The 26081-nt window shown below is 74.5% G+C and carries 21 protein-coding genes; 14 read left to right on the plus strand and 7 right to left on the minus strand.

Features of this window, described 5'->3' with window-relative positions:
• The first annotated feature begins 97 nt into the window (after window positions 1-97).
• The 4 genes from dxr to ACIQF6_RS34995 all read left to right on the plus strand — a co-directional run bounded on the left by dxr (window position 98) and on the right by ACIQF6_RS34995 (window position 4902).
• Window positions 98-1327: a 1-deoxy-D-xylulose-5-phosphate reductoisomerase gene (dxr, locus tag ACIQF6_RS34980; protein ID WP_400902639.1), complete on the plus strand. Its 1230-nt coding sequence runs from the start codon at window positions 98-100 to the stop codon at window positions 1325-1327.
• A 25-nt stretch (window positions 1328-1352) separates the two neighbouring features.
• On the plus strand, window positions 1353-2660 hold the full coding sequence (locus ACIQF6_RS34985) for a M50 family metallopeptidase (protein WP_400902641.1): 1308 nt from the start codon (window positions 1353-1355) through the stop codon (window positions 2658-2660).
• A 122-nt stretch (window positions 2661-2782) separates the two neighbouring features.
• Complete coding sequence (gene ispG / locus ACIQF6_RS34990) at window positions 2783-3943, plus strand: flavodoxin-dependent (E)-4-hydroxy-3-methylbut-2-enyl-diphosphate synthase (protein WP_380370077.1); 1161 nt, start codon at window positions 2783-2785, stop codon at window positions 3941-3943.
• An 83-nt stretch (window positions 3944-4026) separates the two neighbouring features.
• Window positions 4027-4902, plus strand: a complete 876-nt coding sequence (locus ACIQF6_RS34995) for a GNAT family N-acetyltransferase (protein WP_400902728.1) — start codon at window positions 4027-4029, stop codon at window positions 4900-4902.
• A gap of 7 nt (window positions 4903-4909) precedes the next feature.
• Here ACIQF6_RS34995 and ACIQF6_RS35000 read toward each other — a convergent pair whose 3' ends face one another.
• The 3 genes from ACIQF6_RS35000 to ACIQF6_RS35010 all read right to left on the minus strand — a co-directional run bounded on the left by ACIQF6_RS35000 (window position 4910) and on the right by ACIQF6_RS35010 (window position 7780).
• The gene (locus ACIQF6_RS35000) at window positions 4910-5461 is read right to left on the minus strand and encodes a GNAT family N-acetyltransferase (protein ID WP_400902646.1); all 552 of its coding nucleotides are present in this window, start codon (window positions 5459-5461) and stop codon (window positions 4910-4912) included.
• 49 nt (window positions 5462-5510) lie between these two features.
• The gene (locus tag ACIQF6_RS35005; protein WP_400902648.1) at window positions 5511-6425 is read right to left on the minus strand and encodes an aminoglycoside phosphotransferase family protein; all 915 of its coding nucleotides are present in this window, start codon (window positions 6423-6425) and stop codon (window positions 5511-5513) included.
• 320 nt (window positions 6426-6745) lie between these two features.
• Entirely contained in the window at window positions 6746-7780 is a 1035-nt protein-coding gene (locus ACIQF6_RS35010; protein ID WP_400902651.1) for a ferritin-like domain-containing protein, read from the minus strand.
• A 226-nt stretch (window positions 7781-8006) separates the two neighbouring features.
• On the opposite strand from ACIQF6_RS35010, the gene rimP reads away from it, so the two are divergent.
• The 8 genes from rimP to truB all read left to right on the plus strand — a co-directional run bounded on the left by rimP (window position 8007) and on the right by truB (window position 16332).
• Window positions 8007-8549: a ribosome maturation factor RimP gene (gene rimP, locus ACIQF6_RS35015; protein WP_400902653.1), complete on the plus strand. Its 543-nt coding sequence runs from the start codon at window positions 8007-8009 to the stop codon at window positions 8547-8549.
• Between the two features lie 2 nt (window positions 8550-8551).
• The gene (nusA, locus tag ACIQF6_RS35020) at window positions 8552-9544 is read left to right on the plus strand and encodes a transcription termination factor NusA (protein WP_400902655.1); all 993 of its coding nucleotides are present in this window, start codon (window positions 8552-8554) and stop codon (window positions 9542-9544) included.
• 111 nt (window positions 9545-9655) lie between these two features.
• Complete coding sequence (locus ACIQF6_RS35025) at window positions 9656-9958, plus strand: YlxR family protein (protein WP_400902658.1); 303 nt, start codon at window positions 9656-9658, stop codon at window positions 9956-9958.
• A 189-nt stretch (window positions 9959-10147) separates the two neighbouring features.
• The gene (gene infB / locus ACIQF6_RS35030; RefSeq protein WP_400902661.1) at window positions 10148-13249 is read left to right on the plus strand and encodes a translation initiation factor IF-2; all 3102 of its coding nucleotides are present in this window, start codon (window positions 10148-10150) and stop codon (window positions 13247-13249) included.
• A gap of 124 nt (window positions 13250-13373) precedes the next feature.
• Window positions 13374-13670: a DUF503 domain-containing protein gene (locus ACIQF6_RS35035; RefSeq protein ID WP_043909696.1), complete on the plus strand. Its 297-nt coding sequence runs from the start codon at window positions 13374-13376 to the stop codon at window positions 13668-13670.
• Window positions 13671-13815: 145 nt separating this feature from the next.
• Entirely contained in the window at window positions 13816-14253 is a 438-nt protein-coding gene (gene rbfA, locus ACIQF6_RS35040) for a 30S ribosome-binding factor RbfA (protein ID WP_400902665.1), read from the plus strand.
• The gene (locus tag ACIQF6_RS35045; protein ID WP_400902667.1) at window positions 14250-15353 is read left to right on the plus strand and encodes a bifunctional oligoribonuclease/PAP phosphatase NrnA; all 1104 of its coding nucleotides are present in this window, start codon (window positions 14250-14252) and stop codon (window positions 15351-15353) included. Before rbfA ends, ACIQF6_RS35045 begins: the two co-directional genes overlap by 4 nt.
• A 73-nt stretch (window positions 15354-15426) precedes the next feature.
• Window positions 15427-16332, plus strand: a complete 906-nt coding sequence (truB, locus tag ACIQF6_RS35050; protein WP_400902670.1) for a tRNA pseudouridine(55) synthase TruB — start codon at window positions 15427-15429, stop codon at window positions 16330-16332.
• A gap of 7 nt (window positions 16333-16339) precedes the next feature.
• Here truB and ACIQF6_RS35055 read toward each other — a convergent pair whose 3' ends face one another.
• Window positions 16340-16906, minus strand: coding sequence for a GNAT family N-acetyltransferase (locus tag ACIQF6_RS35055; RefSeq protein ID WP_400902673.1), 567 nt, complete (start codon window positions 16904-16906; stop codon window positions 16340-16342).
• Window positions 16907-17104: 198 nt separating this feature from the next.
• Here ACIQF6_RS35055 and ACIQF6_RS35060 point away from each other — a divergent pair, with 198 nt between their 5' ends.
• Window positions 17105-20536 carry a serine protease gene (locus ACIQF6_RS35060; protein ID WP_400902675.1) on the plus strand — a complete coding sequence of 1144 codons (3432 nt, stop codon included), beginning with the start codon at window positions 17105-17107 and terminating at the stop codon, window positions 20534-20536.
• Window positions 20537-20599: 63 nt separating this feature from the next.
• Window positions 20600-21544 carry a bifunctional riboflavin kinase/FAD synthetase gene (locus tag ACIQF6_RS35065; RefSeq protein ID WP_400902678.1) on the plus strand — a complete coding sequence of 315 codons (945 nt, stop codon included), beginning with the start codon at window positions 20600-20602 and terminating at the stop codon, window positions 21542-21544.
• A 66-nt stretch (window positions 21545-21610) separates the two neighbouring features.
• Here ACIQF6_RS35065 and ACIQF6_RS35070 read toward each other — a convergent pair whose 3' ends face one another.
• From ACIQF6_RS35070 to eccE, 3 genes are all read right to left on the minus strand, one after another.
• Window positions 21611-23599: an AAA family ATPase gene (locus ACIQF6_RS35070; RefSeq protein ID WP_400902681.1), complete on the minus strand. Its 1989-nt coding sequence runs from the start codon at window positions 23597-23599 to the stop codon at window positions 21611-21613.
• Window positions 23600-23808: 209 nt separating this feature from the next.
• Window positions 23809-24567, minus strand: coding sequence for a hypothetical protein (locus ACIQF6_RS35075; RefSeq protein ID WP_400902684.1), 759 nt, complete (start codon window positions 24565-24567; stop codon window positions 23809-23811).
• Window positions 24567-25952, minus strand: a complete 1386-nt coding sequence (gene eccE, locus ACIQF6_RS35080) for a type VII secretion protein EccE (protein WP_400902687.1) — start codon at window positions 25950-25952, stop codon at window positions 24567-24569. Before eccE ends, ACIQF6_RS35075 begins: the two co-directional genes overlap by 1 nt.
• Window positions 25953-26081: the final 129 nt, after the last annotated feature.

The following is a 26081-nucleotide window of genomic DNA, read 5'->3' on the forward strand; positions in this document are numbered from 1 at the left end:
TGACGCCCCGTCACCGCGCGAGCGGCGGCGGGGCGTTGCCCTGTTCCGGGCGGGACGGCGTCAAGGGTGGGCCCGGGGACAGGCCACAATGGTGGGCATGAACTCGCTCGCCCATCCGCAGCTGCGCTTCACCCCGACCGTCGCCGACCCGGACGGGCCGCGGGAGTTGGTCGTCCTCGGCTCGACCGGTTCGATCGGCACCCAGGCCATCGACGTGGTGCTCCGCAACCCCGACCGGTTCAAGGTGGTCGCGCTGTCCGCGGCCGGCGGCCGGGTGGAACTGCTCGCCGAGCAGGCCGTCGCGCTGGGCGTGCACACCGTCGCGGTGGCCGACCCGGCCGCCGAGCAGCCGCTGCGCGCGGCCCTGGCGGCCAAGGCGCAGGGCGCCCCGCTGCCGCAGGTGCTGGCGGGCCCGGACGCGGCGACCGAGCTGGCCGCCATGGAGTGCCACTCGGTGCTGAACGGCATCACCGGTTCGATCGGCCTGGCGCCGACGCTGGCCGCGCTGCGGGCCGGCCGGGTGCTGGTGCTGGCGAACAAGGAGTCGCTGATCGTCGGCGGCCCGCTGGTGAAGGCGGTGGCGCAGCCCGGTCAGATCGTGCCGGTGGACTCCGAGCACGCCGCGCTGTTCCAGGCGCTGGCCGGCGGTACGCGCGCGGAGGTCCGCAAGCTGGTGGTGACGGCCAGCGGCGGCCCGTTCCGCAACCGCACCCGTGAGCAGCTGGCGGGCGTCACGCCCACCGACGCGCTGGCGCACCCGACCTGGGCGATGGGCCCGGTGGTGACGATCAACTCGGCGACCCTGGTGAACAAGGGCCTGGAGGTGATCGAGGCGCACCTGCTGTACGACGTGCCGTTCGACCGGATCGAGGTGGTGGTCCATCCGCAGTCGGTCGTTCATTCGATGGTGGAGTTCGTGGACGGCTCGACGCTGGCCCAGGCCAGCCCGCCGGACATGCGGATGCCGATCGCGCTGGGCCTCGGCTGGCCGGACCGGGTGCCGGACGCCGCCCCCGGCTGCGACTGGACCAAGGCCGCGACCTGGGAGTTCTTCCCGCTGGACAACGAGGCCTTCCCGGCCGTCGAGCTGGCCCGCGAGGTGGGTACGCTCGGCGGGACCGCCCCGGCGGTCTTCAATGCCGCCAACGAGGAATGTGTGGACGCTTTCCTGAAGGGCGCACTGCCCTTCACCGGAATCGTGGACACTGTGGCGAAGGTGGTCGCCGAACACGGCACCCCCCGGTCGGGAACTTCGCTCACGGTGGAGGACGTACTCCACGCGGAGAGCTGGGCCCGGACCCGGGCCCGCGAACTGGCGGCCGGCTAGCAGGTAGGACGACGGAGGCGACGCGGTGGGAATGCTGATGTATGTGCTGGGCGTCCTGATCTTCGTGGTCGGGCTGCTGTTCTCGATCGCCTGGCACGAGCTCGGGCACCTCTCCACCGCGAAGCTGTTCGGCATCCGGGTGCCGCAGTACATGGTCGGCTTCGGCAAGACCATCTGGTCGATCAAGCGTGGCGAGACCGAGTACGGCCTGAAGGCGATCCCGTTCGGCGGCTACATCCGGATGATCGGCATGTTCCCGCCCGGCGAGGACGGCCGGATAACGAAACGATCCAGCTCGCCCTGGCGCACCATGATCGAGGACGCCCGGTCCGCCTCGTACGAGGAGATCCAGCCCGGCGACGAGACCCGGATGTTCTACACCCGCTCGCCGTGGAAGCGCGTCATCGTGATGTTCGCCGGCCCGGGCATGAACCTGGTCCTGGCGATCGGCCTGTTCCTCGCCCTGTTCATGGGCATCGGCGTCCCGCAGACCACGCCCACCGTCGCGACGGTCAGCGAGTGCGTCGTCCCGGTCGGCGAGAACACCGACACCTGCAAGCCGGACGCCGAGAAGTCCCCGGCCAACGCGGCCGGCCTGCGGGCCGGTGACACCGTGCTGACCTTCGGCGGCGTGAAGATCAACAGCTACACCCAGCTACAGGGCCTGATCCGGGACTCGGCCGGCAAGCACGTCGACATGGACGTCCGGCACCAGGACGGCACCCGGACCACCCTGGCCGCCGACATCAAGCCCAACACCCTTCCCGCGATGGACAAGGACGGCTACCCGATCAAGGGCCAGACCGTCACCGCCGGCTTCCTCGGCATCACCCCGGTCACCGCCGTGCACCACATGTCGGTCGGCGAGAGCTTCGACCAGATGTCCACCATGGCGCGCCACGGCGTCGAGTCGCTGACCCAGCTGCCGGGCAAGATCCCCGGCCTGTGGCACTCCGTGGTCGACGGCGCCCCGCGCGCCCAGGACTCCCCGGTCGGCATGGTCGGCGCGGCCCGGCTCGGCGGCGACGTGTTCTCGATGGACCTGCCGCAGAGCCAGAAGCTGTTCATGGAGGTCCAGATGCTGGCCTACCTGAACTTCATGCTGTTCCTGTTCAACATGCTGCCGCTGCTCCCGCTGGACGGCGGCCACGTCGCCGGCGCCCTCTGGGAGTCGGTGCGCCGCGGCCTCGCCCGGGTGCTGCGCCGGCCCGACCCCGGGCCGTTCGACGTGGCCCGGCTGATGCCGGTGGCGTACGTGGTCGCCGGCATCTTCATCTGCTTCACCGGCCTCGTGATGGCCGCCGACATCATCAACCCGGTGCGCCTGAACTAGCGCGCGCCACCCCACGGCCGGGTGTGCTCCGCGCCCCGGCCGTGGCGTACCGTTGGACGCCGGGCGCGCCGGTTGCAGTGCGCGTCGGCTCATCGAATTTCTGCAGAGGAAACACTGCGCACATGACCGCGATCTCGCTCGGTATCCCCTCCCTGCCGCTCAAGCCGCTGGCCAAGCGCCGGTACTCGCGGCAGATCATGGTCGGCAACGTACCGGTGGGCGGTGACGCGCCGGTGTCGGTGCAGTCGATGACCACCACGCTGACCTCCGACGTCAACGCGACGCTCCAGCAGATCGCCCAGCTGACCGCCTCGGGCTGCCAGATCGTCCGGGTCGCGGTGCCGTCGCAGGACGACGCCGACGCCCTGCCGATCATCGCCAAGAAGTCGCAGATCCCGGTGATCGCCGACATCCACTTCCAGCCCAAGTACGTGTTCGCCGCGATCGACGCCGGCTGCGCCGCGGTCCGCGTCAACCCGGGCAACATCAAGGCGTTCGACGACAAGGTCGGCGAGATCGCCAAGGCCGCCAAGGACGCGGGCGTGCCGATCCGGATCGGCGTCAACGCCGGCTCGCTGGACAAGCGCCTGCTGGAGAAGTACGGCCGGGCCACCCCCGAGGCGCTGGTGGAGTCCGCGCTGTGGGAGTGCTCGCTGTTCGAGGAGCACGACTTCCGCGACATCAAGATCTCGGTCAAGCACAACGACCCGGTCGTGATGATCAACGCCTACCGGCAGCTCGCCGCCGCCTGCGACTACCCGCTGCACCTGGGCGTCACCGAGGCCGGCCCCGCCTTCCAGGGCACCATCAAGTCCGCGGTGGCGTTCGGCGCGCTGCTCGCCGAGGGCATCGGCGACACCATCCGGGTCTCGCTGTCCGCCCCGCCGGCCGAGGAGATCAAGGTCGGCAACCAGATCCTCGAGTCGCTGGGCCTGCGCCAGCGCGGCCTGGAGATCGTCTCCTGCCCGTCCTGCGGCCGCGCCCAGGTGGACGTCTACAAGCTCGCCGAGGAGGTCACCGCCGGCCTGGAGGGCATGGAGGTGCCGCTGCGGGTGGCCGTCATGGGCTGCGTCGTCAACGGCCCCGGCGAGGCCCGCGAGGCCGACCTGGGCGTCGCCTCCGGCAACGGCAAGGGCCAGATCTTCGTCAAGGGCGAGGTGATCAAGACCGTGCCCGAGTCGAAGATCGTCGAGACGCTGATCGAAGAGGCCATGAAGCTGGCCGAGCAGATGCAGGAGGAGGGCGTCGAGTCCGGCGCCCCCGTCGTCGTGGCCGCCGAGTGACGGTCTGAACTCCCCGGCGGGGCCGCCGTGTTCGGCGGCCCCGCCCCCTGCGAGAGGTGCCTTCCGTGCTCGACCGAGGTGTGATGCTGCCCGGCCCGTTCCAGGTCGCCCGGGCGCTGGCCGCAACCCGCGTGCTGGAGACGCCAGACCTCGACGAGGCGCTGGAGGTCCTGCACCGCGACCCCGTCGCCAACGCCTTCGTCGCCACCCGGGTGGAGGCCGTCGGCCTCGACCCGTGGCGGCTCGGCGGCGAGATGTGGGGCTGGCACGACGCCGACGGACGGCTCGACGCGCTCTGCTACGCCGGCGCCAACCTGGTCCCGGTCAACGCCGGCCCGGAGGCCGTCCGCGCGTTCGCCGAGCGCGCCCGCCGACAGGGCCGACGCTGCTCCTCGATCGTCGGCCCCGCCGCCGCCACCGCCGCCCTGTGGGCACTGCTGGAGCGCTCCTGGGGCCCGGCCCGCGAGGTGCGCGGCCACCAGCCGCTGATGGCCACCTCCACGCCCGTCACCGAGGTGGAACCCGACCCGCTGGTGCGCCGGGTGCACCGGAGCGAGATCGAGGCGCTGGTCCCCGCCTGCGTCGCGATGTTCACCGAGGAGGTCGGGATCTCCCCGCTGGCCGGCGACGGCGGCCTGCTCTACCAGGCCCGGGTCGCCGAACTGGTCTCCTCCGGACGGTCGTTCGCCCGCTTCGACGAGGACGGCAAGGTCGTCTTCAAGGCCGAGATCGGCGCCGTCACCGCCGGCGCCTGCCAGATCCAGGGCGTCTGGGTCGCCCCCGAACACCGCGGCAAGCGGCTCTCCGAGAGCGGCATGGCCGCCGTCGTCAACACCGCCCTCGCCGAGGTCGCCCCCGTGGTCTCGCTGTACGTCAACGACTTCAACCTGCGGGCCCGCGCCGCCTACCGCCGGGTCGGCTTCCAGGAGGTCGGCGCGTTCATGAGCGTGCTGTTCTGACGATTCGTCAGGGCGCGGCCGGGTCGCGCAGCGGCAGGTGGGCGCCCATCACCGCGTACGGCCGCGCCGTGTTCGGGAAGCGCACCGCCGGCGCCAGGTCCCGGTAGCCGAGCGAGCGGTACAGCCGGCGGGCCGGCGTCTCCGCGTCGATCGCCGACAGGATCGAACGGTCCAGCCCGGAACGCCCGCACAGCGTGCGGATCAGCCTGGTGCCCACCCCCAGGCCCTGGAACTCCGGCAGCACGTGCAGCTCGGTCACCGCGAACACCCCGTCCAGCCAGCTCTCGTGGCCGCGCGCCGCCAGGTACGGCTCGATCACCGTCGACCACCAGTGGGTGCGCTGATTGGGCATCCCGTAGCCGAACCCGACCAGCCGGCCCTGCGCCAGCGCCCCCAGCGCGATCACCCCCGGCTGCAGCGCGTGCCGGCCGACGATCGGCAGCCGCACCGCGACCTCCTGGGGCCCCAGCCCGAACGCGACCGCCTGGACCTCCAGCACGGCAGGCGCCCACGCCGCCAGGTCGATGGCCTCGATCGTCACCCCGGTGCGCTGCTCCATGAAGCGGGACGTTACTACCTGCCGTCCCGGGCGTCCGCCCGCCCCGTCCTCACAGCCAGGCCGCGAACTCCAGATGGAGCTCCGCCTTCGCCTCGTCGCCCCGGGCGAACGCCGCCAGCGCGGTGTCCACCGCCCGCAGCAGCGCCCAGGCCCGCACCCGGTCGGCGGGCAGCTCCACCGCCTCCGACAGCTGCGCCAGCCGCCGCCGGGCCGCACCGCGCGGGCCCGGCGCCGCCGCCAGCGTCTCCGCCCGGTCCAGCACCAGCCGGGCCAGGTCGAACGCCCGGTCGCCCACCACCGGCCGCGGCCCGACCGCCAACCACGGCGAACGGTCGGCCGCCAGCACCCGCCCGTGGTGGAAGTCCCCGTGCAGCAGCCAGGTGCCGCCGTCCGCGGCCAGCGCCACCGCCTCCAGAGCCTCGTCCACCAGAGGCCCCGCGTCCGCCGCACCCGGCAGCGCCCGCCGCTCGCCGATCCGCCGCTCCATCTGCCCGACGCGCTCGGCGAGCGCGGGAAACGCGTGCCCGGCGGGCGGCTCCACCCACAGCCGGCGCAGCAGACTGGTCGCCTCCAACGTGGCCTTCGCCTCCGCCAGCGAACGCAGCGGGATCTCGCCGTGCAGCCGCTCCAGCAGCAGCATCCGGTCCGCCTCGGCCAGCAGCAGCACGGCCCCGCGCCCGGCCCACACCCGCAGCGCCGCTGCCTCGCCCGCCGGATCGGCGCCCGGCCGCAGCGCCTTCACCGCCACCGGCGTCCGGTCCTCGGCCCGGTACGCGTACCCCACCAGCCCACTGCGCCCTCCGGGCTCGGCGACCCGCTCCAGCACCAGCCCCCACTCGGCCAGCCGCTCCCCGAACCGCGACGGCAACTCAGCCAGCCACTCCACCCCGCCCGGATCACCCCCCACCCGGACCGACTCGGCCAGACGCTCAGGGACAGTGAACTGCGGGGGCTGTGCGGACATACCGTCCATCATCGCGCAGCAGGCCGCCGGGGGAGCGGCGGTGCGACGCGGGCGCGGCGACCGGCGGGTGACCCGCCGTCCCGCTGCGCGGTGCTCGGGAGGGGCGGTCGACGGGGTGGCGGCGCGGTGCTGTGCGCCGACGGTCAGCGGCCGAGGTCGGCCGCCTCGCGCTGCTCTTCCGGCGGGCAGCCGCCTGCGCGCAGCGGTTTCGGCGGTGGGCGGGTGGCTCACGGATGCCGTCCCGCCGCGCGTCCTCGGACGGGCAGCCGCCTGCGCGCCGCGGGGCGATGGCGGCTGCGCGGCGGCGGGCGGCCCGTGCGCTAGGTGGCGCTCGCGGACGGGGTGGGGTCGGCGGCGGCGAGGCCGGGGAGGGCGGGGAGGTCGGCGCCCCAGTGCGCGGCCCGGAGGGCGCATTCGCGCAGGGCGGTGGCGGCCTGGGTGCGCAGGGCGGTGGTGGCGGACAGGTCGGCGTAGGCGGCGGTGAGCTGGGTCTCCAGGTAGGCGGCGAGCTGGCCGGCGGTGGCCGCGTCCTTGACCTGGAACGGCAGCCGGTAACCGGGAGCGGCGGCCGTGGGGGAGGTGCCGCCGGAGGCGAGCAGGCGCTGCCAGGCGTCCCGGCGGGCCTGGTGGGCGGCGTACGCGGCGCGCCCGTCCTCGCGCTGCGGGCCGGTCGGCAGGAACGCGCCGACCACGCCGTAGCCGTACACGGCGGCGTGCTCGGCGGCGAGCGCCGACTGGAGTGCCTCGGTGTCGGCGGCGGGCATCGCGGCCGCAGTGGCCGAGCCCGACGCCGAGGCGGAGGCGGACGCGGAAGCGGAGGGGGAAGGGGATGGAGAGGGGGAGGCGGAGGGCGACGCGCCGTCGTCGGCGAGCGGCCCGGTGTCGCCGAGGGCGGCGGCGTGCGCGGCGCCGGAGGCGGCGACCGAGGCGAGGATCCGGGCCAGCGCGGGGGAGGCGGCGGTCAGGTCGGCCAGCCGCCGGCCCGCGGTGCGGCGCTCGGAGGCGGCCAGGTCGGCGACGGTCCGGGCGGCACCCGCACCCGCACTCGCGCTCGCGGGGACCGAGGCGGGAGCCGAGGAGGCGGGCAGCGACTGGGCCAGCGCCTCGCGGTGCTGGACCACGTCGTCGCGCAGGTCGCCGAGGCGGGCGGCGTCGGCGGGTCGGGCCGCGATCACCGCGTCGTAGTCGGCCAGCAGCGCGTCGGTGGCGGCGAGTTGACGGAGCCGCAGCGGCCGGTCCGCGTCGTCGGCGGTCTGCTGCGCGTTCTTGGGGTGACTGTCGGTGCAGCCGGACAGCGCCAGGAGTCCGCCGAGCGCTCCAAGAGCCAGGAAGGTCCGCCGGGTGGGCGCGGGCATCGGCACTCCATCGTGCTCGGGGGGCCGGGCGGCCGCCGTCGGGAGAATCATGACCGGAGCCGGGCGCTCCATGAGGGAGCTTGGACGGTACCCGGTGGCTGTGACGTTGCTCGCAGCGGGGTGGCCCGGGCCCGGGTCGGAATCGGCGGTTCGGGGTTCGACCGGATAGGCTTCGCCATGAGTTAGCACCTCCGACAACAGCAGACGCGGCCGAGGAGTCACCCGGATGAGCACCACCCCCACTGACCGGCTGCGCACATTGCTGGAGCCGCTGGCCGCCGGAGCCGGGCTGGACCTCGAAGAGGTCAAGGTGACCCAGGCCGGCAGCCGCCGCCAGGTGCAGATCGACGTGGACGCCGACGGCGGCGTCGACCTGGACGCGATCGCCGAGTTCTCCCGCCTGGTCGGCCAGGCGCTGGACGAGTCGGACCTGATGGGTGACGCTCCGTATCTGCTGGAGGTCGGTTCGCCGGGCGCGGAGCGCCCGCTGAGCGAGCCGCGGCACTGGCGTCGGGCGACCGGCCGCCTCGCGGCGATCAAGCTGGTGGACGGCGCGGAACTGACCGCGCGGGTGCTGGAGAGCGACGAGGACGGCGCACTGGTCGAGGTGCAGCCGGTGAAGGGGCGCGGCCGCCCCAAGGAGCGCCGTCTGGAGTTCGCGGAGATCGCGCGGGCCCGGGTGCAGGTCGAGTTCAACCGCAAGGACGAGGAACTGCTCGACGCCGCCGCCGACATCGCGGACACGGACGAAGAGGAAGAGGAGGCGTAATCGTGGACATCGACATGAGTGCCCTGCGTGGGTTGGTCACCGAGAAGGGCGTGCCGTTCGACCTGCTGGTCGAGTCGATCGAGTCGGCCCTCCTCATTGCGTACCACCGCACCGAGGGCTCGCGCCGCCGGGCGCGGGTGGAGCTGAACCGCAAGACCGGCCACGTGACGGTGTGGGCGCTGGAGGACGCGGCCGAGCTGGACGAGGGCGTGGAGCCCAAGGAGTTCGACGACACCCCGAGCGGGTTCGGCCGGATCGCCGCGTCCACCGCCAAGCAGGTCATCCTGCAGCGCCTGCGGGACGCTGCGGACGACCAGACCTTCGGTGAGTACGCCGGCAAGGAGGGCGACATCGTCACCGGCGTCGTCCAGCAGGGCAACGACCCGAAGAACATCCTGGTCGACATCGGCAAGCTGGAGGCCATCCTGCCGCCGCAGGAGCAGGTCCCGGGCGAGGACTACCGGCACGGCACCCGGCTGAAGTGCTACGTGGTGGGCGTGCGGCGCGGTGTGCGCGGCCCGTCGGTCACGCTGTCGCGGACCCACCCGAACCTGGTGAAGCGCCTGTTCGCGCTGGAGGTCCCGGAGATCGCGGACGGTTCGGTGGAGATCGCGGCGATCGCCCGCGAGGCCGGTCACCGCACCAAGATCGCCGTGTGGTCGCGCCGTCAGGGGCTGAACGCCAAGGGCGCCTGCATCGGCCCGAACGGCATGCGGGTGCGCGGCGTGATGGCCGAGCTGCACGGCGAGAAGATCGACATCGTCGACTGGTCGGAGGACCCGGCCGAGATGGTCGCCGCCGCGCTGTCGCCCGCCCGGGTGACCAAGGTGGAGATCGTCGACCTGGCCCAGCGGTCGGCGCGGGTGATCGTGCCGGACTACCAGCTGTCGCTGGCGATCGGCAAGGAGGGGCAGAACGCCCGCCTGGCCGCCCGGCTCACCGGCTGGCGGATCGACATCCGTCCGGACACCGAGGTCCCGGCCGAGGGCCAGTAGTCGGAAAGCCGCCCCTCCCGGTCGGAAGGCCGGGAGGGGCGGAAACGTTGTCCCAAGCCTCCGGAGATCTACTCGGCGGCGGCGAGTCCCTTCGGAGGGGTAGACTTGAACGTGTCTGGCCGGACGCATGTCCGCGCATGCCCTGAACGCACCTGCGTGGGCTGCCGCAAGCGGGCGGCCAAGCACGAGCTGCTGCGTGTCGTGGCGGGCGAGGGCGAGTGCGTCCCCGATCCTCGCGGCACACTCCCGGGCCGGGGCGCGTATCTGCACCCCGTACCGAACTGCCTCGACCTCGCGGTCCGCCGCCGGGCGTTCCCGAGGGCCCTCCGGGTCCAGGGCACGCTCGAACCCGGCGCCCTGCGGGAGTTCGTCGGGGCAGGAGCAAGTCCGGCCGACGGTCAGTCGGCCCGCTGACGGGCCCCGCGCCCGGCAACACGCACCAGCGCACGGCAGTGGGTACATCGCCGTGCGCCCGAGTCAGGTACCTCGCGAGATGGAAGTAGGTCGAGATTGCGATGAGCACTCGATGAGTACGCGATGAGTACGCCCATGAAGTAGCGACAGTCCGGCGGACGACACCCCGGACGTATAGACAGGAGCGAAGTGGCTAAGGTCCGGGTATACGAGCTCGCCAAGGAGCTTGGTTTGGAGAGCAAGGCCGTGATGGCCAAGCTCACCGAGCTGGGTGAGTTCGTGCGTTCGGCGTCCTCGACGATCGAGGCGCCGGTCGTGCGCAAGTTGACTGACGCTTTGGGAGCGACCCCGCCGTCCGGCGGCGCGTCCTCCGCGAAGCCTGGCCCGCGGAAGCCCGCGGCGCCCCAGCCGTCCGGCAACGCCGGTTCGGCTGCACCCAAGCCGGGTGCCCCCACCCCCGGCCCGCGTCCGACCGTGACGCCGGGTCCCCGTCCCACCCCCACGCCCGCCGCGGGCTCGGCCGCGCCGAAGCCCGCCGGTGCGCCGACCCCGGGTCCGCGCCCGGCTGCCCGTCCGGCTTCGCCGGCCGCGCCCGCCGCGCCCGCCCCGGCAGCCGAATTCTCCTCCCCGGCTCCGGCCGGTGAGGCTCCGGCGCGTCCGGCCGCCCCGCGGCCGGCTCCGGCCAACCCCGCGGCCCGTCCGGGCCCGCGTCCGGCCGGTCCGCGTCCGGGCAACAACCCCTTCACCTCCGGTGGCGCGTCGGGCATGGCCCGTCCGTCCGCCCCGCGTCCGGGCGGTCCGGCCGGCGAGCGCGGCCAGCGTCCGGGTGCTCCCGGCGCCGGTGCGCCGCGTCCGGGTGGTCCGGCCGGCGAGCGCGGTCCCCGTCCCGGTGGCGAGCGCGGTCCCCGTCCGGGCGGTCAGGGTGCGGGTGCTCCGCGTCCGGGCGGCGCCCCGGCCGGTGAGCGCGGTCCTCGTCCCGGTGGCGCCCCGCGTCCCGGTGCTCCGGGTACCGGTGCCCCGCGTCCCGACGGCATGCCGCGTCCGGCCGGTCCGCGCCCCGGTGCGCCGAGCCCGTCCGGCATGCCCCGTCCGAACCCCGGCATGATGCCGCAGCGTCCGGGCCCGCGTCCGGGTCCGGGTGCGGGTGCCCGTCCGGGTGGTCCCGGCGCGCGTCCCGGTGCTCCGGGTGGCGCCCGTCCGGGCTTCCAGGGCCGTCCGGCCGGTCCGGGCTCGCGTCCGGCCGGTGGCGGCTTCGGCGGTCCCCGTCCGGGTGGCGCCGGTGGCGGCGGCGGCTTCGGTGGCGGCGGTGCCCGTCCCGGCGGCTTCGGCGGTCGTCCCGGTGGCCCGGGTGCCCGTGGTGGCACGCAGGGTGCGTTCGGTCGCGGCCCCGGTGGCCGTCCGGCGCGTGGCCGGAAGTCGAAGCGCGCGAAGCGCCAGGAGTACGAGGCCATGCAGGCCCCGTCCGTCGGCGGTGTGATGCTGCCGCGCGGCAACGGTTCGACCGTTCGCCTGTCGCGCGGTGCGTCGCTGACGGACTTCGCGGAGAAGATCAACGCCAACCCGGCCGCGCTCGTCTCCGTCATGTTCAACCTCGGTGAGATGGTCACCGCCACCCAGTCGGTCTCCGACGCCACGCTGCAGCTGCTGGCGGACGAGATGGGCTTCGTGCTGGAGATCGTCAGCCGGGACGACGAGGACCGCGAGCTGCTGGAGTCGTTCGACATCGACTTCGGTGTCGACGAGGGCGACGAGGAGCAGCTGGCTCCGCGTCCGCCGGTGGTGACCGTCATGGGTCACGTCGACCACGGTAAGACCCGACTGCTCGACGCGATCCGCAAGACCAACGTGGTCGCGGGCGAGGCCGGTGGCATCACCCAGCACATCGGTGCGTACCAGGTGGTCACCGAGGTGAACGGCGAGCAGCGTCCGATCACCTTCCTCGACACCCCGGGTCACGAGGCGTTCTCCGCCATGCGTGCCCGTGGTGCCAAGTCCACCGACATCGCGATCCTGGTGGTCGCGGCCAACGACGGTGTCATGCCGCAGACGGTCGAGGCGCTCAACCACGCCAAGGCCGCCGGTGTGCCGATCGTGGTCGCGGTCAACAAGATCGACGTCGAGGGCGCCGACCCGACCAAGGTCCGCGGTCAGCTGACCGAGTTCGGTCTGGTGGCCGAGGAGTACGGCGGCGACACCATGTTCGTCGACATCTCCGCGCGCCAGGGCCTCAACATCGAGGAGCTGCTGGAGGCCGTGGTCCTGACCGCGGACGCCTCGCTCGACCTGCGCGCCAACCCGGAGCAGGACGCCCAGGGCATCGCGATCGAAGCCCACCTGGACAAGGGCCGCGGCGCCATGGCGACGCTGCTCGTCCAGCGCGGCACCCTGCGGGTCGGCGACTCGATCGTGGTCGGCGACTCCTACGGCCGCGTCCGCGCGATGCTGGACGAGAACGGCAACAGCCTCGCCGAGGCCGGCCCGTCCCGTCCGGTGCTGCTGCTCGGTCTGACCTCGGTGCCCCGCGCCGGCGACAGCTTCATCGTCGTCGACGAGGACCGCACCGCCCGTCAGATCGCCGAGAAGCGCGCCGCCCGCGACCGCAACGCCTCGATGGCCCAGCGCCGCGTCCGCGTGTCGCTGGAGGGCTTCGAGGCCGCGCTGGCCGCCGGCAACATCGAGAAGCTCAACCTCATCATCAAGGGCGACGTCTCCGGTTCCGTCGAGGCCCTGGAAGACGCCCTCGTCAAGCTGGACGTGGGCGAAGAGGTCGAGCTGCGCGTCCTGCACCGCGGTGTGGGCGCCATCACCGAGTCCGACGTGGACCTGGCGATGGGCTCGGACGCCATCATCATCGGCTTCAACGTGCGCGCCGAGGGGCGCGCCCGTACCGCGGCCGAGCGCGAAGGCGTCGACATCCGGTACTACTCGGTCATCTACCAGGCGATCGAGGAGATCGAGGCGGCGCTCAAGGGCCTGCTCAAGCCCGAGTACGAGGAGGTGCGCCTCGGCTCCGCGGAGATCCGCGAGGTGTTCCGCTCCTCCAAGTTCGGCAACATCGCCGGTGTTCTCGTCCGCGAGGGCATCATTCGCCGCAACACCAAGGCCCGCCTGCTGCGCGACGGCAAGGTCGTGGCGGAGAACCTCAACATCGAGGGTCTGCGCCGCTTCAAGGACGACGCGACCGAGGTCCGCGAGGGCTTCGAGGCCGGTGTCACGTTGGGCTCGTTCAACGACATCAAGATCGACGATGTCATCGAGACCTACGAGATGCGCGAGAAGCCGCGCGCGTAACGGCTGCTGACCGGGGTCGGCCGACGGGGTGCAGTTATCCCGTTGGCCGGCCCCGGCCGCGCTGTTAGGGTCCTGGCTGTCGGGAATCCTTCGAGGCCCCCAGGCCGGCCAGGCCTGTCACTCCATGTACGTAGGAACTCTCACCTTCGACCTGCTCCTCGGCGACGTCCACTCGCTGAAGGAGAAGCGGTCGATCGTGCGGCCCATCGTGGCCGAACTGCAGCGCAAGTACAGCGTGTGCGCCGCAGAGGTCGGGAACCAGGATCTGCACCGCAGGGCCGAGATCGGCTGTGCGGTGGTGTCCGGCGACGCCGGGTACGTCAACGAGATCCTGGACAGCTGTGAGCGGCTTGTCGCCGGCCGCCCCGAGGTGATGCTGCTCTCCGCGAGGAGGCGGCACCACCACGACGACGACGAATGACCTGCGGGCGTCACTACCGTCACACCCGCACCGGACCGAGAGCGCCCACAAGGCTGGGCGCGGGCGGGTACGTTGGGGAGAGGGCCCCACCGGGTCGAGGTCATGACCCGGGTACCGCGCCTACTGCACGAGGAGGCAAGGCAACGTGACCGACACCGCAAGGGCGCGCAAGCTCGCCGACCGCATTCAGGTGGTCGTGGCGGAGACCCTGCAGCGGCGGATCAAGGATCCGCGACTCGGGTACGTCACCATCACCGACGCCCGGGTGACGGGTGACCTGCGCGAGGCCACCGTCTTCTACACCGTCTACGGCGACGAGACCGAGCGGGAGTCCAGCGCGGCCGCGCTGGAGAGCGCCAAGGGCATCCTGCGCTCCGAGGTCGGCAAGCAGACCGGGGTGCGGTTCACGCCGACCCTGACCTTCGTCGCCGACGCGCTTCCGGACAACGCCCGGAACATCGACGACCTGCTGGACAAGGCCCGGGTCTCCGACGCCGCGGTCCGCACCGCGGCCGCCGGGGCCACCTACGCCGGCGACGCCGACCCGTACAAGGCGGCCCGCGACGACGACGAGGACGAGTGACCACGGCCGGGAAGCCGGCCGAGTCCGGTGCCGCGGGGGCGGTCTCCACTGTTGAGGTGGAGACCGCCCTCGCGGTGCTTCCGGGCCCGCGCAACGGGTCGTCGGGGCCGTTCGAGGCCGCGTGGGCGCGGGCCGTCGAACTGATCGCGGGCGCCGAAGAGATCGACCTGATCTGCCACATCTGCCCGGACGGGGACGCGCTGGGCTCCGCGCTGGCCGCCGCGCTGGCGCTGCGCGGTCTCGGCAAGCGGGTGCGGGTGTCGTTCGGCGAGGACCCGCAGATCATCCCCGAGTCGCTGTCCTTCCTGCCCGGGCAGGAAATGATCGTCCCGGCCGCCGCGGTGCCCGCCGCGCCCGCGCTGGTGCTGGCCTTCGACGCCGCCTCCGAGGAGCGGCTCGGCCTGCTGCGCGACAACGCCTTCGCGGCCGGCGCGCTGGTCGTCTTCGACCACCACGCCTCCAACCCGGGCTTCGGCGACGTCCGGCTGATCGACCCGTCCGCGCCCGCCACCGCGGTGCTGGTCGACGAACTGCTGCGCCGGCTGCACGTCCCGCCGGACCGGTCGATCGCGGCCTGCCTGTACACCGGCATCGCCACCGACACCGGCTCGTTCAAGTACCGGGCCACCACGCCCGCCACCCACGAGATGGCCGGGCGGATGCTGGCCACCGGGATCCGGCACGACCTGATCTCCCGTCAACTGTGGGACACCACCTCGTTCGGCTACCTGAAGGTGCTCGCCGGGGCGCTGGACCGCGCCGTGTTCGAACCCGAGGAGGCCGGCGGGCACGGGCTGGTGTGGACCTGGGTGCCGTACCAGGACCTGGCGCTGTTCGGCGTCACCGTGGAGGAGATCGAGGGCCTGATCGACGTGCTGCGCAAGCCCGCCGAGGCGGACGTCGCGCTGGTGCTCAAGCAGGACCCGGACGGCACGCTGCGCGGCTCCTGCCGCTCCCGCGGCGCGGTCGACGTGGCCGCGGTGTGCGCCCGGCTGGACGGCGGCGGGCACGTCTTCGCGGCCGGGTTCTCCGCCCGGGCCGGGGTGCCGGAGACCGTCGAGCGGTTCCGGGCGGCATTGGCGGAAGAGAACGCGGGCTAGCTAGGCTCGTCCGGTTCGGTGGGCTTTTCACCGGTCGCGGAAGCGACCGCGCAGGGAATGAAACGATAGAGCGATGAAGCGTAAAGGGACGGGCCCCGACGGGCTGGTCATCGTCGACAAGCCGGAAGGCATCACCTCGCACGGCGTGGTCGCCAAGCTCCGGTGGCTGGCCGGCACCCGCAAGGTCGGGCACGCCGGCACCCTCGACCCGATGGCCACCGGCGTGCTGGTGATCGGCGTCGAGCGGGCCACCCGGCTGCTCGGGCACCTGATGCTCACCGCCAAGACGTACGACGCCACGATCCGGCTCGGGCAGACCACCGTCACCGACGACCGGGAGGGCGACGTCACCGCCGCCACCCCGGCGGACGGGGTGGCGCGGGAGGCGATCGACGCCGGGATCGCGGAGCTCACCGGCGAGATCATGCAGGTGCCGTCCAAGGTCAGCGCCATCAAGATCGACGGCAAGCGCTCGTACGCGCGGGTCCGCGAGGGCGAGGACTTCGAACTCGCCGCCCGGCCGACCACCGTGCACTCCTTCACGGTGCACGAGGTGCGGCCCGCGGTCGCCGAGGACGGCACCCCGGTGCTCGACCTCGACGTGACCGTGGAGTGCTCCTCCGGCACCTACATCCGCGCGCTGGCCCGCGACCTGGGCGCCGCGCTCGGCGTCGGCGGCCACCTGACCATGCTGCGCCGCACCAAGGTCGGCCCGTACGCGGTCGAGTCCGCGCACACCCTGGAGCAGCTGGAGGAGAAGCTGGAGGTGCTGCCGATCGCGGACGCCGCCGCGGCCGCCTTCCCCCGCTGGGACATCGACGCCGAGCAGGCCAAGCTGCTCTCCAACGGCATGCGGCTGCCCGCCCCGGGCCTCGGCGTGGACGGCCCGATCGCGGTCTTCGACCCGGACGGCCGCTTCCTGGCGCTGGTCGAGGAGCAGGCCGGCAAGGCCAAGCCGGTCGCGGTGTTCGTCGGCTGACGATTCGTCAATCCGGCTGCGGCGGCCCCGGTGGAGAGATTCTCCGCCGGGGCCGTTCGGCGTCCCGGCGCAGCGCGAGGCGCCAGTCGTTGCTGTGCAGGAAGCGCCCCGAACGCTGCGGGTACTCGAAGTCGCAGGGCCCGGCGTCGGTGAAGCCGAGGCGGGCGCAGAGGGCGTTGGACGGGGCGTTGTCGACGGCCGGGAAGGCGTGCAGCGTGCTGGGGGCGGTGAGGTCGGCGGCGGTGAGCTCGCGGAGCACGGCCAGCATCAGGCGGCCGGCGGCGAGCGCGAGGCCGCGGCCCTGGAACTCGGGCAGGACGTTCCAGCCGGTCTCGTAGATCTCCTCGCCCTGCCACGCGCGGCGGTGGAAGGCGATCGAACCGGCCGGAGCGCCGTCGGCCAGCACCGCGAACATGGCGCCGCCGAGCGCCGGGAGGTCCAGGTAGCGGCGGTGGCGGTGCAGCAGCTGCTCCGGGCTCTCCGGGCCGCCGACATGACGGCGCATCACCGGCGTGTTGATGTGCTCCAGCAGGTCGAAGTGGGAGTCGGACCAGGGGGCGAGGCGGACGTCCATGCGGGGATGCTGCCAGCCCGACCGCCACCCGGCCCACGGTTTTTCGGCGCCGCAGCGGCGGTGCGCGGCGTGTCGCCGGGGGCGCGTGAGGTGAACGGGTGTGGTGAGCGGGGCGCGCGGGGTGCTGTGGGGCTGGTGGGGGGCAGGCTGACCGGCGGCCGGAACAGCGGCCGGCAGAGCGGCGGGAGGACTGGCGGGATGGGCGAGGGCGCGAGCGCCGGCTTCGCGGGCGACCCGGCGCACGGGCTGATGCGGATCCTGGACGTGCAGGGACGGCTGTGCGGGCTCGGGTTCGTCGCCGACCGGCAGGGCACGGTGGTGACCGCGCACGAGGCGGTGGCGGGCCTGCCCAGGCTGGTGCTGCACACCCCGGGCGGCCAGTCCAGGGTGCTCGGCCCGGAGAGCGTCGACCTGCTGCCCGAACGCGGCCTCGCGCTGCTGCGGACCGCGGCGGTCGGCGGGGTGCCGGGCCGCGCGCTGGCGATCGGGCGGGGCGAGCCCGGCGGCCCCGTCGTGGTCCCGCACCAGCGCCGCGAGGACGGCGCGCCCGTGCTGGCCCGCGGCGGCCTGCTCGGCCGGGAGAACGGCCGCTGCGGGGACGGCGCGCAGACCCGGACGGTGCCGGGCGTGCTGCTGCTCGACCTCGCGGTGGCGCCGGTGGCCGGCGCGCCCGTGCTCGACCCGGACACCGGCGCCGTCGTGGCCGTCGTCGCCCCCCGGGTGCGCACCGCCGGCGGGGCCGGGGTGGCCGCCGTCCCGCTGTCCTTCGACGGCCCGCCGGGGGACGGCCCGCTCGGCCTGCTGCTGGCCCGCAACGCCTCCGGCGTGCCCGCGTTCGGCCGGGCCCTCAACCTGGCCGGCGGGCTGCGCCTGACGGCCGCTCAACTGGACGCCGCCACCGCCGGGCCCGGCCGGATCACCCGACTCGCCGCCGACCGCATCGACCGGCCCGACGGCCTCAGCGGCGAGGAGCCGCAGGACACCCTCACCGTGCTGCTCGGCGACTCCGGCAGCGGGCGCACCACCGAACTCGCCGCCCTCGCCGTCCGCCGGGCCGGCGCCGCCGAACCACTGCCCACGCTCTGGCTGCGCGGCGCCGACCTGGCCCTCGGCGACCGCGCCATCGGCGACACCCTGCACCGCCGACTCGTCGCCGCAGCACGGCAGTTGGGCGTCCCCGAGGTCTGCCCCGCGGAGCTCGCCGAACGGTGCGCGGACGGCGGCCGCCCGCTGCTGGTGGTGCTGGACGGGCCCGAGGAGGCCCAGCGGGCGCTCTCCGCGCACTGGCTGGCCGGCGCCCTGGAGTGGCTGCGCACCCACCGCGCCCGCGCCCTGGTCGCCTGCCGCCCGGACGGCTGGCACCAGCTCGGCCCCTGGCGGGCCGCCGCCCGGGCGCTCTGGCTGGGCCCGCTCACCGACGACGCCGCGGCCCGGGCCGGGCGGCGCTACGGGCTGCCCGAGGCCTTCCTCGGCCCCGCCGACCGCGGCCACCCGCTGGCGCTGCGGCTGGCCGGCGACCTGCGCGGCGCGGGCGTGCACGGCCCGGTCGCCGACCGCACCGAACTCTTCGACGGCTGGCTGGACCTGGCCTGCCTGACCGTCGCCCGCCGGGTCGCCCACGCCCCCGGCGGCCAGCGCCGCCACCGGCGCGGCGGCCCCGTCCCGCCCGGCGAGGACACCAGGCAGGTGCGCCGGCTGGCCGCCGCCGTCGCCGGCCGGCTGCACGAGGCCGCCCGGCTGATGCTCGGCGCGGGCGACGGGGCGCTGTCCGCCGACGAGTTCGACCGGCTGTTCCCGGCCGCCGGCGGCTGGGCCCGGGCCGTCCACGAGGAGCGCCTGCTGGTCCCGGCGGGCACCGGCCACCGCTCCGGCCACGAGGAGTGGGGGGAGTGGCTGCAGAGCCTGCACCTGGACCTGGACGCGGCGCTGCGCCTGCTGCTCGCGGAGGACCGGGCGACGGCCGGCGGCGGGTCCCCGGGCGACCCGACGGCCCGCAACGTCCTGCCGCCCGCGGCCGCCGGCGGGGCGAAGGGCCGGCAGGGCGCGGTCGGCCGGGCCCGGGTCGGCGTGGTGGTGGGGGCGCTGCGCCGGGTCGGCGCGGCGCGCGGCGCGGGCGCGCTGGACGGGTGGCTGCACCGGATCCGGCTGGCGCTGGAGCGCGCCGAGCCCGGCGGCGACCCCGACTGGTGGGCGGGCAGACTGCTGACCGCCGGGATCGCCGGCAGCCCCGACCCCGGCGCGCACCGCGAGCTGCTGGAGCAGCTGACCGGCCGGGCCGGGTGGGACGAGCGCTTCGGCCCGGCGTTCTGGGCCGGCCTGCCGCTGCCCGCCGCCGACCGGGTCGCCCTGCTCGGCCGGCTCGTCGACGACCCGGCCGGCCCGGCCGACCGGGCGGAGGCGGTGCGCAGCGGCGTCGCGGAGCTGCTGGCCGCCGACCCGCACACCGTGCTGCCGCTGCTGTGCGGCTGGTACGAGCACGCCGGACCGGCCGCCGCCGACCTCGCCGACACCCTGCTGTTCGAACACCGGGCGCTGGCCCTGGACGAGTTGACGGAGGCACTGGTCGCCGCCGCGCACCCGCGGGCCGACGCGCTGCTCGGGCGGCTCGCCGAGCGGGAGCCGTCCGCGCTGTGCCGGGCCGTCGACCGGTGGAGCCACGACCCGCGCCCCGAACGGCACGTCGCGGCCGCCGTGCACGCCCTGCGCACCGCCCCGCACGCGGGCGGCTCGGGCGCGCAGCTGCTGCGGCTGGCCGCCCGCACCCTGCTGGCCAGGGACGACGAACCGGCCCTGCACGGCGCGGCGCTGGCGCTGCTGGTGCGCGACCCGCAGGCCCGGGCCGAACACCTGCCGGCGGCGCTGGCCGCCTACCGCGCGGGCGACCCGTTCCTCACCGAGGAGGTGCTGGCCGACCTGGTCGAGGAGTACCCGGCCCAGGTGCTGGTGGCGGTCCGCGAGCGGCTGCGGCGGCCCGGGCCGCGGGCCGGCGACGGGCTGCGGGCGCTCGACCGGGCGGCGGACCCGGCGGTGGTGCGCTCCGGGGTGCTGCTCGCGGCCGAGCTGCTGCGCGAACAGCCCGAGCGGGCCGGGCAGGTCGCCGACCATCTGGACCGGCTGCTGGACGCCGGGCAGGACGGCCGCCCGCTGCTGCCCGCGGTGCTCGCCGCCGGGCCGGCCGCCCGGGCCCGCTTCGCGCCGGTGCTGGCCGCCCCCGGAACGGGCCGTGCGGGGCTGCTGGACGCCCTGCTGGCCGCCGAGCAGGACCACGCGGTGCTGGGCGCCGTGGTGGAGGCGCTGGCGGCCCGGCACGCCGGTCATCCGCCGTCCCGGGTGCGCGAGTTGCTGCGCCGGATCGCCGACCGCTGGCCCGGGGCGGACGCCGTCCTGGTGCGCTGCGCGGGCCGCTGGGCGGGTTTCGCCCGGCTGCTGGCCGACTGGCCCGCCGACGTCGCGCCGCCGCCCGACGGGCCCCGACTGGCCACGATGCGGACGCTCACCGCGGCCGGCCGCGACCCGCAGTACGCCGCCGCGGAGGCCGAACGGCAGGTGGACCGCCCCGGCGTCCGTCTGACCGGTCACACGGGGGGCCTTCCGGTGCCTGGACAGGGCCGGTCGCATGGCACGCTATAGGAGTTCGGTTTCGGTCTTTCGAGTGCACCGGGTGTGCACACCGTAGGAACAAGGAGCGGTCAGGTGCAGCGCTGGCACGGCCTGGAGGAGATCCCCGGGGACTGGGGGCGCAGCGTCGTCACCATCGGATCGTTCGACGGGGTCCACCGCGGACACCAGTTGATCATCAATCGGGTGGTCGAGCTGGCCGGGGAGCTGGGGGCGAGGTCGGTCGTCGTCACCTTCGACCCGCACCCCAGCGAGGTGGTCCGCCCCGGCAGCCACCCGCCGCTGCTCGCCCCGCAGCCGCGGCGGGCCGAACTGGTCGAGCAGCTCGGCGTGGACGCCGTGCTGGTGCTGCCGTTCACCGCCGAGTTCTCGAAGGAGTCGCCGGAGTACTTCGTGCAGTCGGTGCTGGTCGACGCACTGCACGCGAAGGCCGTGGTGGAGGGCCCGAACTTCCGCTTCGGGCACCGCGCCGCGGGCAACGTCGAGCTGCTCGCCGAGCTCGGCCGGGCCGACGACTTCGCGGTCGAGGTGCTCGACCTGCAGGTGCGCGGCGCCGCCGGCGACGGCGAGCCGTTCTCCTCCAGCCTGTGCCGCCGCCTGGTCGCGGCCGGCGACATGGCGGGCGTCGCCGAGGTCCTGGGCCGCCCGCACCGGGTCGAGGGCGAGGTCGTCCGGGGTGCCCAGCGCGGCCGCGAACTCGGCTACCCCACCGCCAACGTGGACACCGTGCCGCACTCGGCGATCCCCGCCGACGGCGTGTACGCGGGCTGGCTGACCGCCGACGGCGAGACCATGCCCGCCGCGATCTCGGTCGGCACCAACCCGACCTTCGACGGCACCACCCGCACCGTCGAGGCGTACGCCATCGACCGGGTCGGCCTCGACCTGTACGGCAAGCACGTCGCGGTCGACTTCCTCAGCTGGCTGCGCGGCATGGAGAAGTTCGACAGCATCGACGCCCTGCTGGAGCGGATGGCCGAGGACGTCAAGCGCGCCCGGGACCTCACCGCGCGCCCCTGACCGGTCGACGGAACGTCAGGAAGCCCCCCGCGAAGAACCTTTCGCGGGGGGCTTCCCGATGTGCGCTCAGCCGTGCTGCGGCGGGTACCCGTAGCCCGGAGGCGGGGCCTCGTGCGGCGGCGGGTAGCCGTAGCCGGGCTGCTGCGGCGGACCCTGCGGCGGGTATCCGCCGGGCTGCTGCGGCGCCCCCTGCTGCGGGTACGGCTGCTGCGGCGGCTGCTGCCACGGCTGGCCGGCCGCCGGGTAGCCGCCCTGCTGCGGGTACTGCTGCGGGTACGGCTGCTGCTGCGGCGGGACGCCGCCCTGCTGCGGGTACGGCTGCTGCTGGTACTGCTGCTGTTGCTGGGCCTGCCAGCCGCCCTGCTGCTGCGCCCGGGCGATGTCCTCGCCGACCAGCGCGGCCAGCTCGAAGTAGGCGTCCCGGACCTTGGGCCGCATCATCGCCAGGTTGACCTCGGCGCCGGCCGCCAGGCTCTCGTCGAACGGCACCACCACGACGCCGCGGCAGCGGGTCTGGAAGTGCGCCACGATGTCCTCGATCTTGATCATCTTGCTGGTCTCGCGCACTCCGGAGACCACCGTGATCGACCGCTGCACCAGGTCCGCGTAACCGTGCGCGGACAGCCAGTCCAGCGTGGTGGAGGCGCTGGACGCACCGTCCACGCTGGGCGTGGCGACCACGATCAGCTGGTCCGCCAGGTCGAGCACGCCGCGCATCGCCGAGTACAGCAGACCGGTGCCGGAGTCGGTCAGGATGATCGGGTAGTGCTGCCCGAGCACCTGGATGACCTGGCGGTAGTCCGAGTCGTCGAAGGTGGTGGAGACCGCCGGGTCGACGTCGTTGGCGACGATCTCCAGGCCCGAGTTCGGGTCCTGCGAGGTGAACTGACGGATGTCCATGTAGTTGCGCACGTGCGGGATCGCCGTCACCAGGTCGCGGATGGTCGCCCCGGTCTGCCGCTTGATGCGGCGGCCCAGGGTGCCCGCGTCCGGGTTCGCGTCGATCGCGATGACCTTGTCCTGCCGCTCGCTGGCGAGCGTCGCACCCAGCGAGGTGGTGGTCGTGGTCTTGCCGACGCCGCCCTTGAGGCTGATCACCGCGATCCGGTAGCAGGTCGTCACCGGATGCCGGATCAGCTCCAGCTTCTGCTGCTTGCCGGCCTGCGCCGACTTCCCGCCGAACTGGAACCGGGACTGCTTCTGCACCTTCGGCTGGCCGCGCAGCAGCCGGTCCGAGGAGAGCTCCACCGCCGCCGTGTACCCGAGCGCCGCGCCGTGCGCCGCCGCCTGCGGACCCGGCTGCTGGAACTGCGCGGGGGCCTGCGGGGCGTTCTGCGCGCCGTTGTGCTGCTGGTACGCCGGGCCGGGACCGGCCTGCTGCTGCGGCCAGCCGCCCGCCCGCGGATCGGCCGGCGGCTGCCCGCCCCACTGCTGCTGACCCTGCTGGGCCCCCTGCTGGGGGTAGGCCGGCGGCTGCTGGACGGGCGGCTGCTGACCCTGCTGCGGGTACGGCTGCGGCTGCTGCGGCTGGTTGGGCCACTGCGGCGGCGCGGGCTGCTGCACCGGCGGCTGCTGCACCTGCTGCTGCGGATACACCGGCGGCGGAGGCTGCTGCTGCGGGTGCTCCTGCACCGGCGGCGGCGCGGACGCGAGCTCCACCGGCGGCGGGAAGGGTACGCCCTGCCCGTGGGTGGCCGGCCCGGGCTGCTGCTGCTCGGGGCCCGGAACGACCGGCGGCTGCGCGGCCGCCACCGGCTCGGCGGGCGGCGGAACCTGCGCCTGCACGGGCGGCGGCTGCGGCGGCTCCGGCACGACCGGCTGCGGCGCTACCGGCGGCTGCTGGACCTCCGGCTGCACCGGGGCCTGCTGGACCGGCGGCTGCTGGACGGGCGGTTGCTGCACCGGCGGCTGCTGGACGGGCGGCTGCTGGGCCGGGCCGGGAGCGGCGCTCTGGGTGTACCAGGACGGAGCCGTGTAGTCCGGGGCATCGGACCAGTCATCGTCGTCCTCGGCCGCGTTGTCGCCAACGTAGACGCCGTCCCGATCGCTGCTCACTGGGGCTCCCTCGTTCTCGCCGAAGTTGCTTCGGCGGTTGCCTTCGGGCAACAAGACTAGGCCGTCCGGGCGGGTCCGCTGAAGGCGGAGCGCGACCTGACGGCAGATCGGACCGGGTCGGCCGGCGGGTCCGTCACTCGGGGCACACCGCCCCCGTGAGACGCACCGGCCGACCGGCCCGCGCGGCGCGGCCGACCGGCCGCACCGCGTCAGTCCATGCGGCGCGGACCGCCCAACACCTGGGTCTCGGCCTCGCCCGGATTGGTCATCACATACTGACGGCGCATCCGGGTCGCCCACAGGGTGATGTGGTCGGGCATGGTCGGCAGCGTGTTCACGTCGCCCGACGACAGCGACAGCATCCGGCCCACCAGCTCCGCCTCCTGCGGCGACACCCGCTGCAGACCGACCAGGTCGGCGGCGTTCAGCACCCGGGACGCGTTCGGACCCAGGTACGGCAGCACCGTCAGCGTGGTCTGCCACGGCGACGCCGACAGCCGGCTGCGCGAGGGCCGCGCGCCCAGGTCGCGAACCACCAGGACGGGTGACGCCACCGAGGCGCCCTGGGCGCCCAGTCGGCCGACCTGATGGATCGTCACGCACGGCTGCCCGCCGCCCGCCGCCTGCGCCATCGGCGCCCACGCCTGCGGCCGGCCGGTCTCCACCGCGATCCGGGCGCCGGTGGCGGCGGCGCGCAGCGCGATCAGCTGCGCCGTCCACATGCCGCCGACCAGCACGACCTCGTACTGCGTCGGCCGGAACAGCCCTATCACGGCGGGCTGTTGCTGCTGGTCCAGGCCGATCACCACGCCGTCGTCGCCGACCGGGAAGGCCAGCGCCGCCAGGTCGTCGAGGGTCAGCACGTGCTTCTCCCGGCGCGGGCCGCGCAGGCCGAAGCCGGGACGGACCCGCACCCGGGGCTGCTCGACGGGCTGCGGGGCCTGGCCGGAGTAGGTCTGGTAGGCCATCAGGACGTCCCTCCCAGGGGCAGCGTGGCGAGCAGGCCCGGGCCGTGCTCCTGGTCGAGGCGGGTCAGCCCGGCCCCGCTGTGCTGGGCGCGGGACTCCACCAGGCGGCCCACCTGGGCGATCTCGCTCTCGCTGCGCGCGGTCAGCCGGACGTGCCCGCTGAGCGCCACCGAGCCGCCCATCGCGCGGGTCGCGGTGACCGAGAAGGTGGAGGCGAACGCCGCCGGGGTGCTGGTGAGCTGGTTGACCAGCTCGGGGGCGGCGACCCGGCCGCCGCCGGCGCCCGGCCGGGTCAGCTCCGGCCACTTGGAGATCCAGTAGGTGGCGTGCCAGCGGTCGTCGATCCGGCAGAACTTCGCGGACTCCTGGGCCCGGCGCACGCCGACCCCGCCGCCGCCGGAGCCCTGACGGCCCGCCACCGCCACCGGGTTGGCGCACACCGAGATGGCCAGCGCGGCGATCAGCTCGCGCTCGTCCAGCACGGTGGCGGTGAAGCCGGCGCTGTTCAGCCGGCCGGCGAGCTGGTCGGTGACCCGCTGGAGGGCCTTGCGGGCGCCCTCCTCGCCGCCGCCGCGGGCCAGCACGGCGGTGGAGGCGCGTTCCGGGTCGAGCTTGATGGCGACCCACGTCAAGCGCAGCGCCGGAGTGTTCACTCCTCCGGGCGCCTGCTGGTAGGCGCGCGCGGCCAGCGAGTGCTCCGGCAGGTGCGGCGCGGGCGCCGGCTGGGTGTGCTGGATCAGCTGCACCGACTCCAGCGGGATGTCGTCGACCTGGAGGACCGAGCAGATCAGGTCCAGCGGCAGCGCGGAGTTGGCGCGCCCCGGACGCAGCGGCTGGTCCTTGGACTGCACCAGCAGCACCGAGGTGAAGAAGGTGCCGTCGCCGACCATGCCGGTCTCGCGGCGCAGCGGCCGCCCGTCGCCGAGGTCGGTCTCGATCGCGTGGGTGCAGGTGCTCAGGGCCGGCTCCAGCTCCATCACCGGCGCCAGCGCCGGGTCGGTGCCGGGCGGCGGGACGTTGTACTTCGCGTCCCGGCGACGGGAGTTGTACGCGGAGCGCACCCCGAGCCCCTCGCCCATGGTGCGGCCGCCGACGCGCAGCAGCGCCACCACGACGAGCACCACCGCGGGCACCGCGAGAACCGCGGCCATCAGCTTGTTGATCGACCAGCCGACCGCCACCAGGGCGACAGCGACCTCGAGTTGAACGATTTGCTTGAGCTCCAGGCGGCTGGCGAGCAGCCCGGGCCTGGGCAGCAGCCGCAGGCCGACCGGGCCGGTGGGCGCCGCGGCCGGGGCGGTGCGGGCCCGCCGTCCGCCCTGGGCGTCCGGCCCCCGGCCGTGCGCGGTGGAGCGTCGTCGTGCTGGAGCGGACTGGCTTGGCATCCCCCGAATTGCCCTCTCTGCTTCAGATGTGCCGTCAGATCCCCGTGCGGCTCGGCCTTCCGGGCCGTTGGCCGCGGGCCGGGTCGACGGCCCGGATGGCGGACCGTCGGAGCCTACCCGTTACCGTAC

This window comes from Kitasatospora sp. NPDC092948 (assembly GCF_044754805.1).
Taxonomy (GTDB): domain Bacteria; phylum Actinomycetota; class Actinomycetes; order Streptomycetales; family Streptomycetaceae; genus Kitasatospora.

What these genes read in the sequence shown, in the direction of transcription:
- dxr (WP_400902639.1), top strand. Translation starts at nt 98, where the DNA reads ATGAACTCGCTCGCCCATCCGCAGCTGCGCTTCACCCCGACCGTCGCC.
- ispG (WP_380370077.1), top strand. Translation starts at nt 2,783, where the DNA reads ATGACCGCGATCTCGCTCGGTATCCCCTCCCTGCCGCTCAAGCCGCTG.
- ACIQF6_RS34995 (WP_400902728.1), top strand. Translation starts at nt 4,027, where the DNA reads ATGCTGCCCGGCCCGTTCCAGGTCGCCCGGGCGCTGGCCGCAACCCGC.
- ACIQF6_RS35000 (WP_400902646.1), bottom strand. Translation starts at nt 5,461, where the DNA reads ATGGAGCAGCGCACCGGGGTGACGATCGAGGCCATCGACCTGGCGGCG.
- ACIQF6_RS35005 (WP_400902648.1), bottom strand. Translation starts at nt 6,425, where the DNA reads ATGTCCGCACAGCCCCCGCAGTTCACTGTCCCTGAGCGTCTGGCCGAG.
- ACIQF6_RS35010 (WP_400902651.1), bottom strand. Translation starts at nt 7,780, where the DNA reads ATGCCCGCGCCCACCCGGCGGACCTTCCTGGCTCTTGGAGCGCTCGGC.
- rimP (WP_400902653.1), top strand. Translation starts at nt 8,007, where the DNA reads ATGAGCACCACCCCCACTGACCGGCTGCGCACATTGCTGGAGCCGCTG.
- ACIQF6_RS35035 (WP_043909696.1), top strand. Translation starts at nt 13,374, where the DNA reads ATGTACGTAGGAACTCTCACCTTCGACCTGCTCCTCGGCGACGTCCAC.
- truB (WP_400902670.1), top strand. Translation starts at nt 15,427, where the DNA reads ATGAAGCGTAAAGGGACGGGCCCCGACGGGCTGGTCATCGTCGACAAG.
- ACIQF6_RS35055 (WP_400902673.1), bottom strand. Translation starts at nt 16,906, where the DNA reads ATGGACGTCCGCCTCGCCCCCTGGTCCGACTCCCACTTCGACCTGCTG.
- ACIQF6_RS35060 (WP_400902675.1), top strand. Translation starts at nt 17,105, where the DNA reads ATGGGCGAGGGCGCGAGCGCCGGCTTCGCGGGCGACCCGGCGCACGGG.
- ACIQF6_RS35075 (WP_400902684.1), bottom strand. Translation starts at nt 24,567, where the DNA reads ATGGCCTACCAGACCTACTCCGGCCAGGCCCCGCAGCCCGTCGAGCAG.
- eccE (WP_400902687.1), bottom strand. Translation starts at nt 25,952, where the DNA reads ATGCCAAGCCAGTCCGCTCCAGCACGACGACGCTCCACCGCGCACGGC.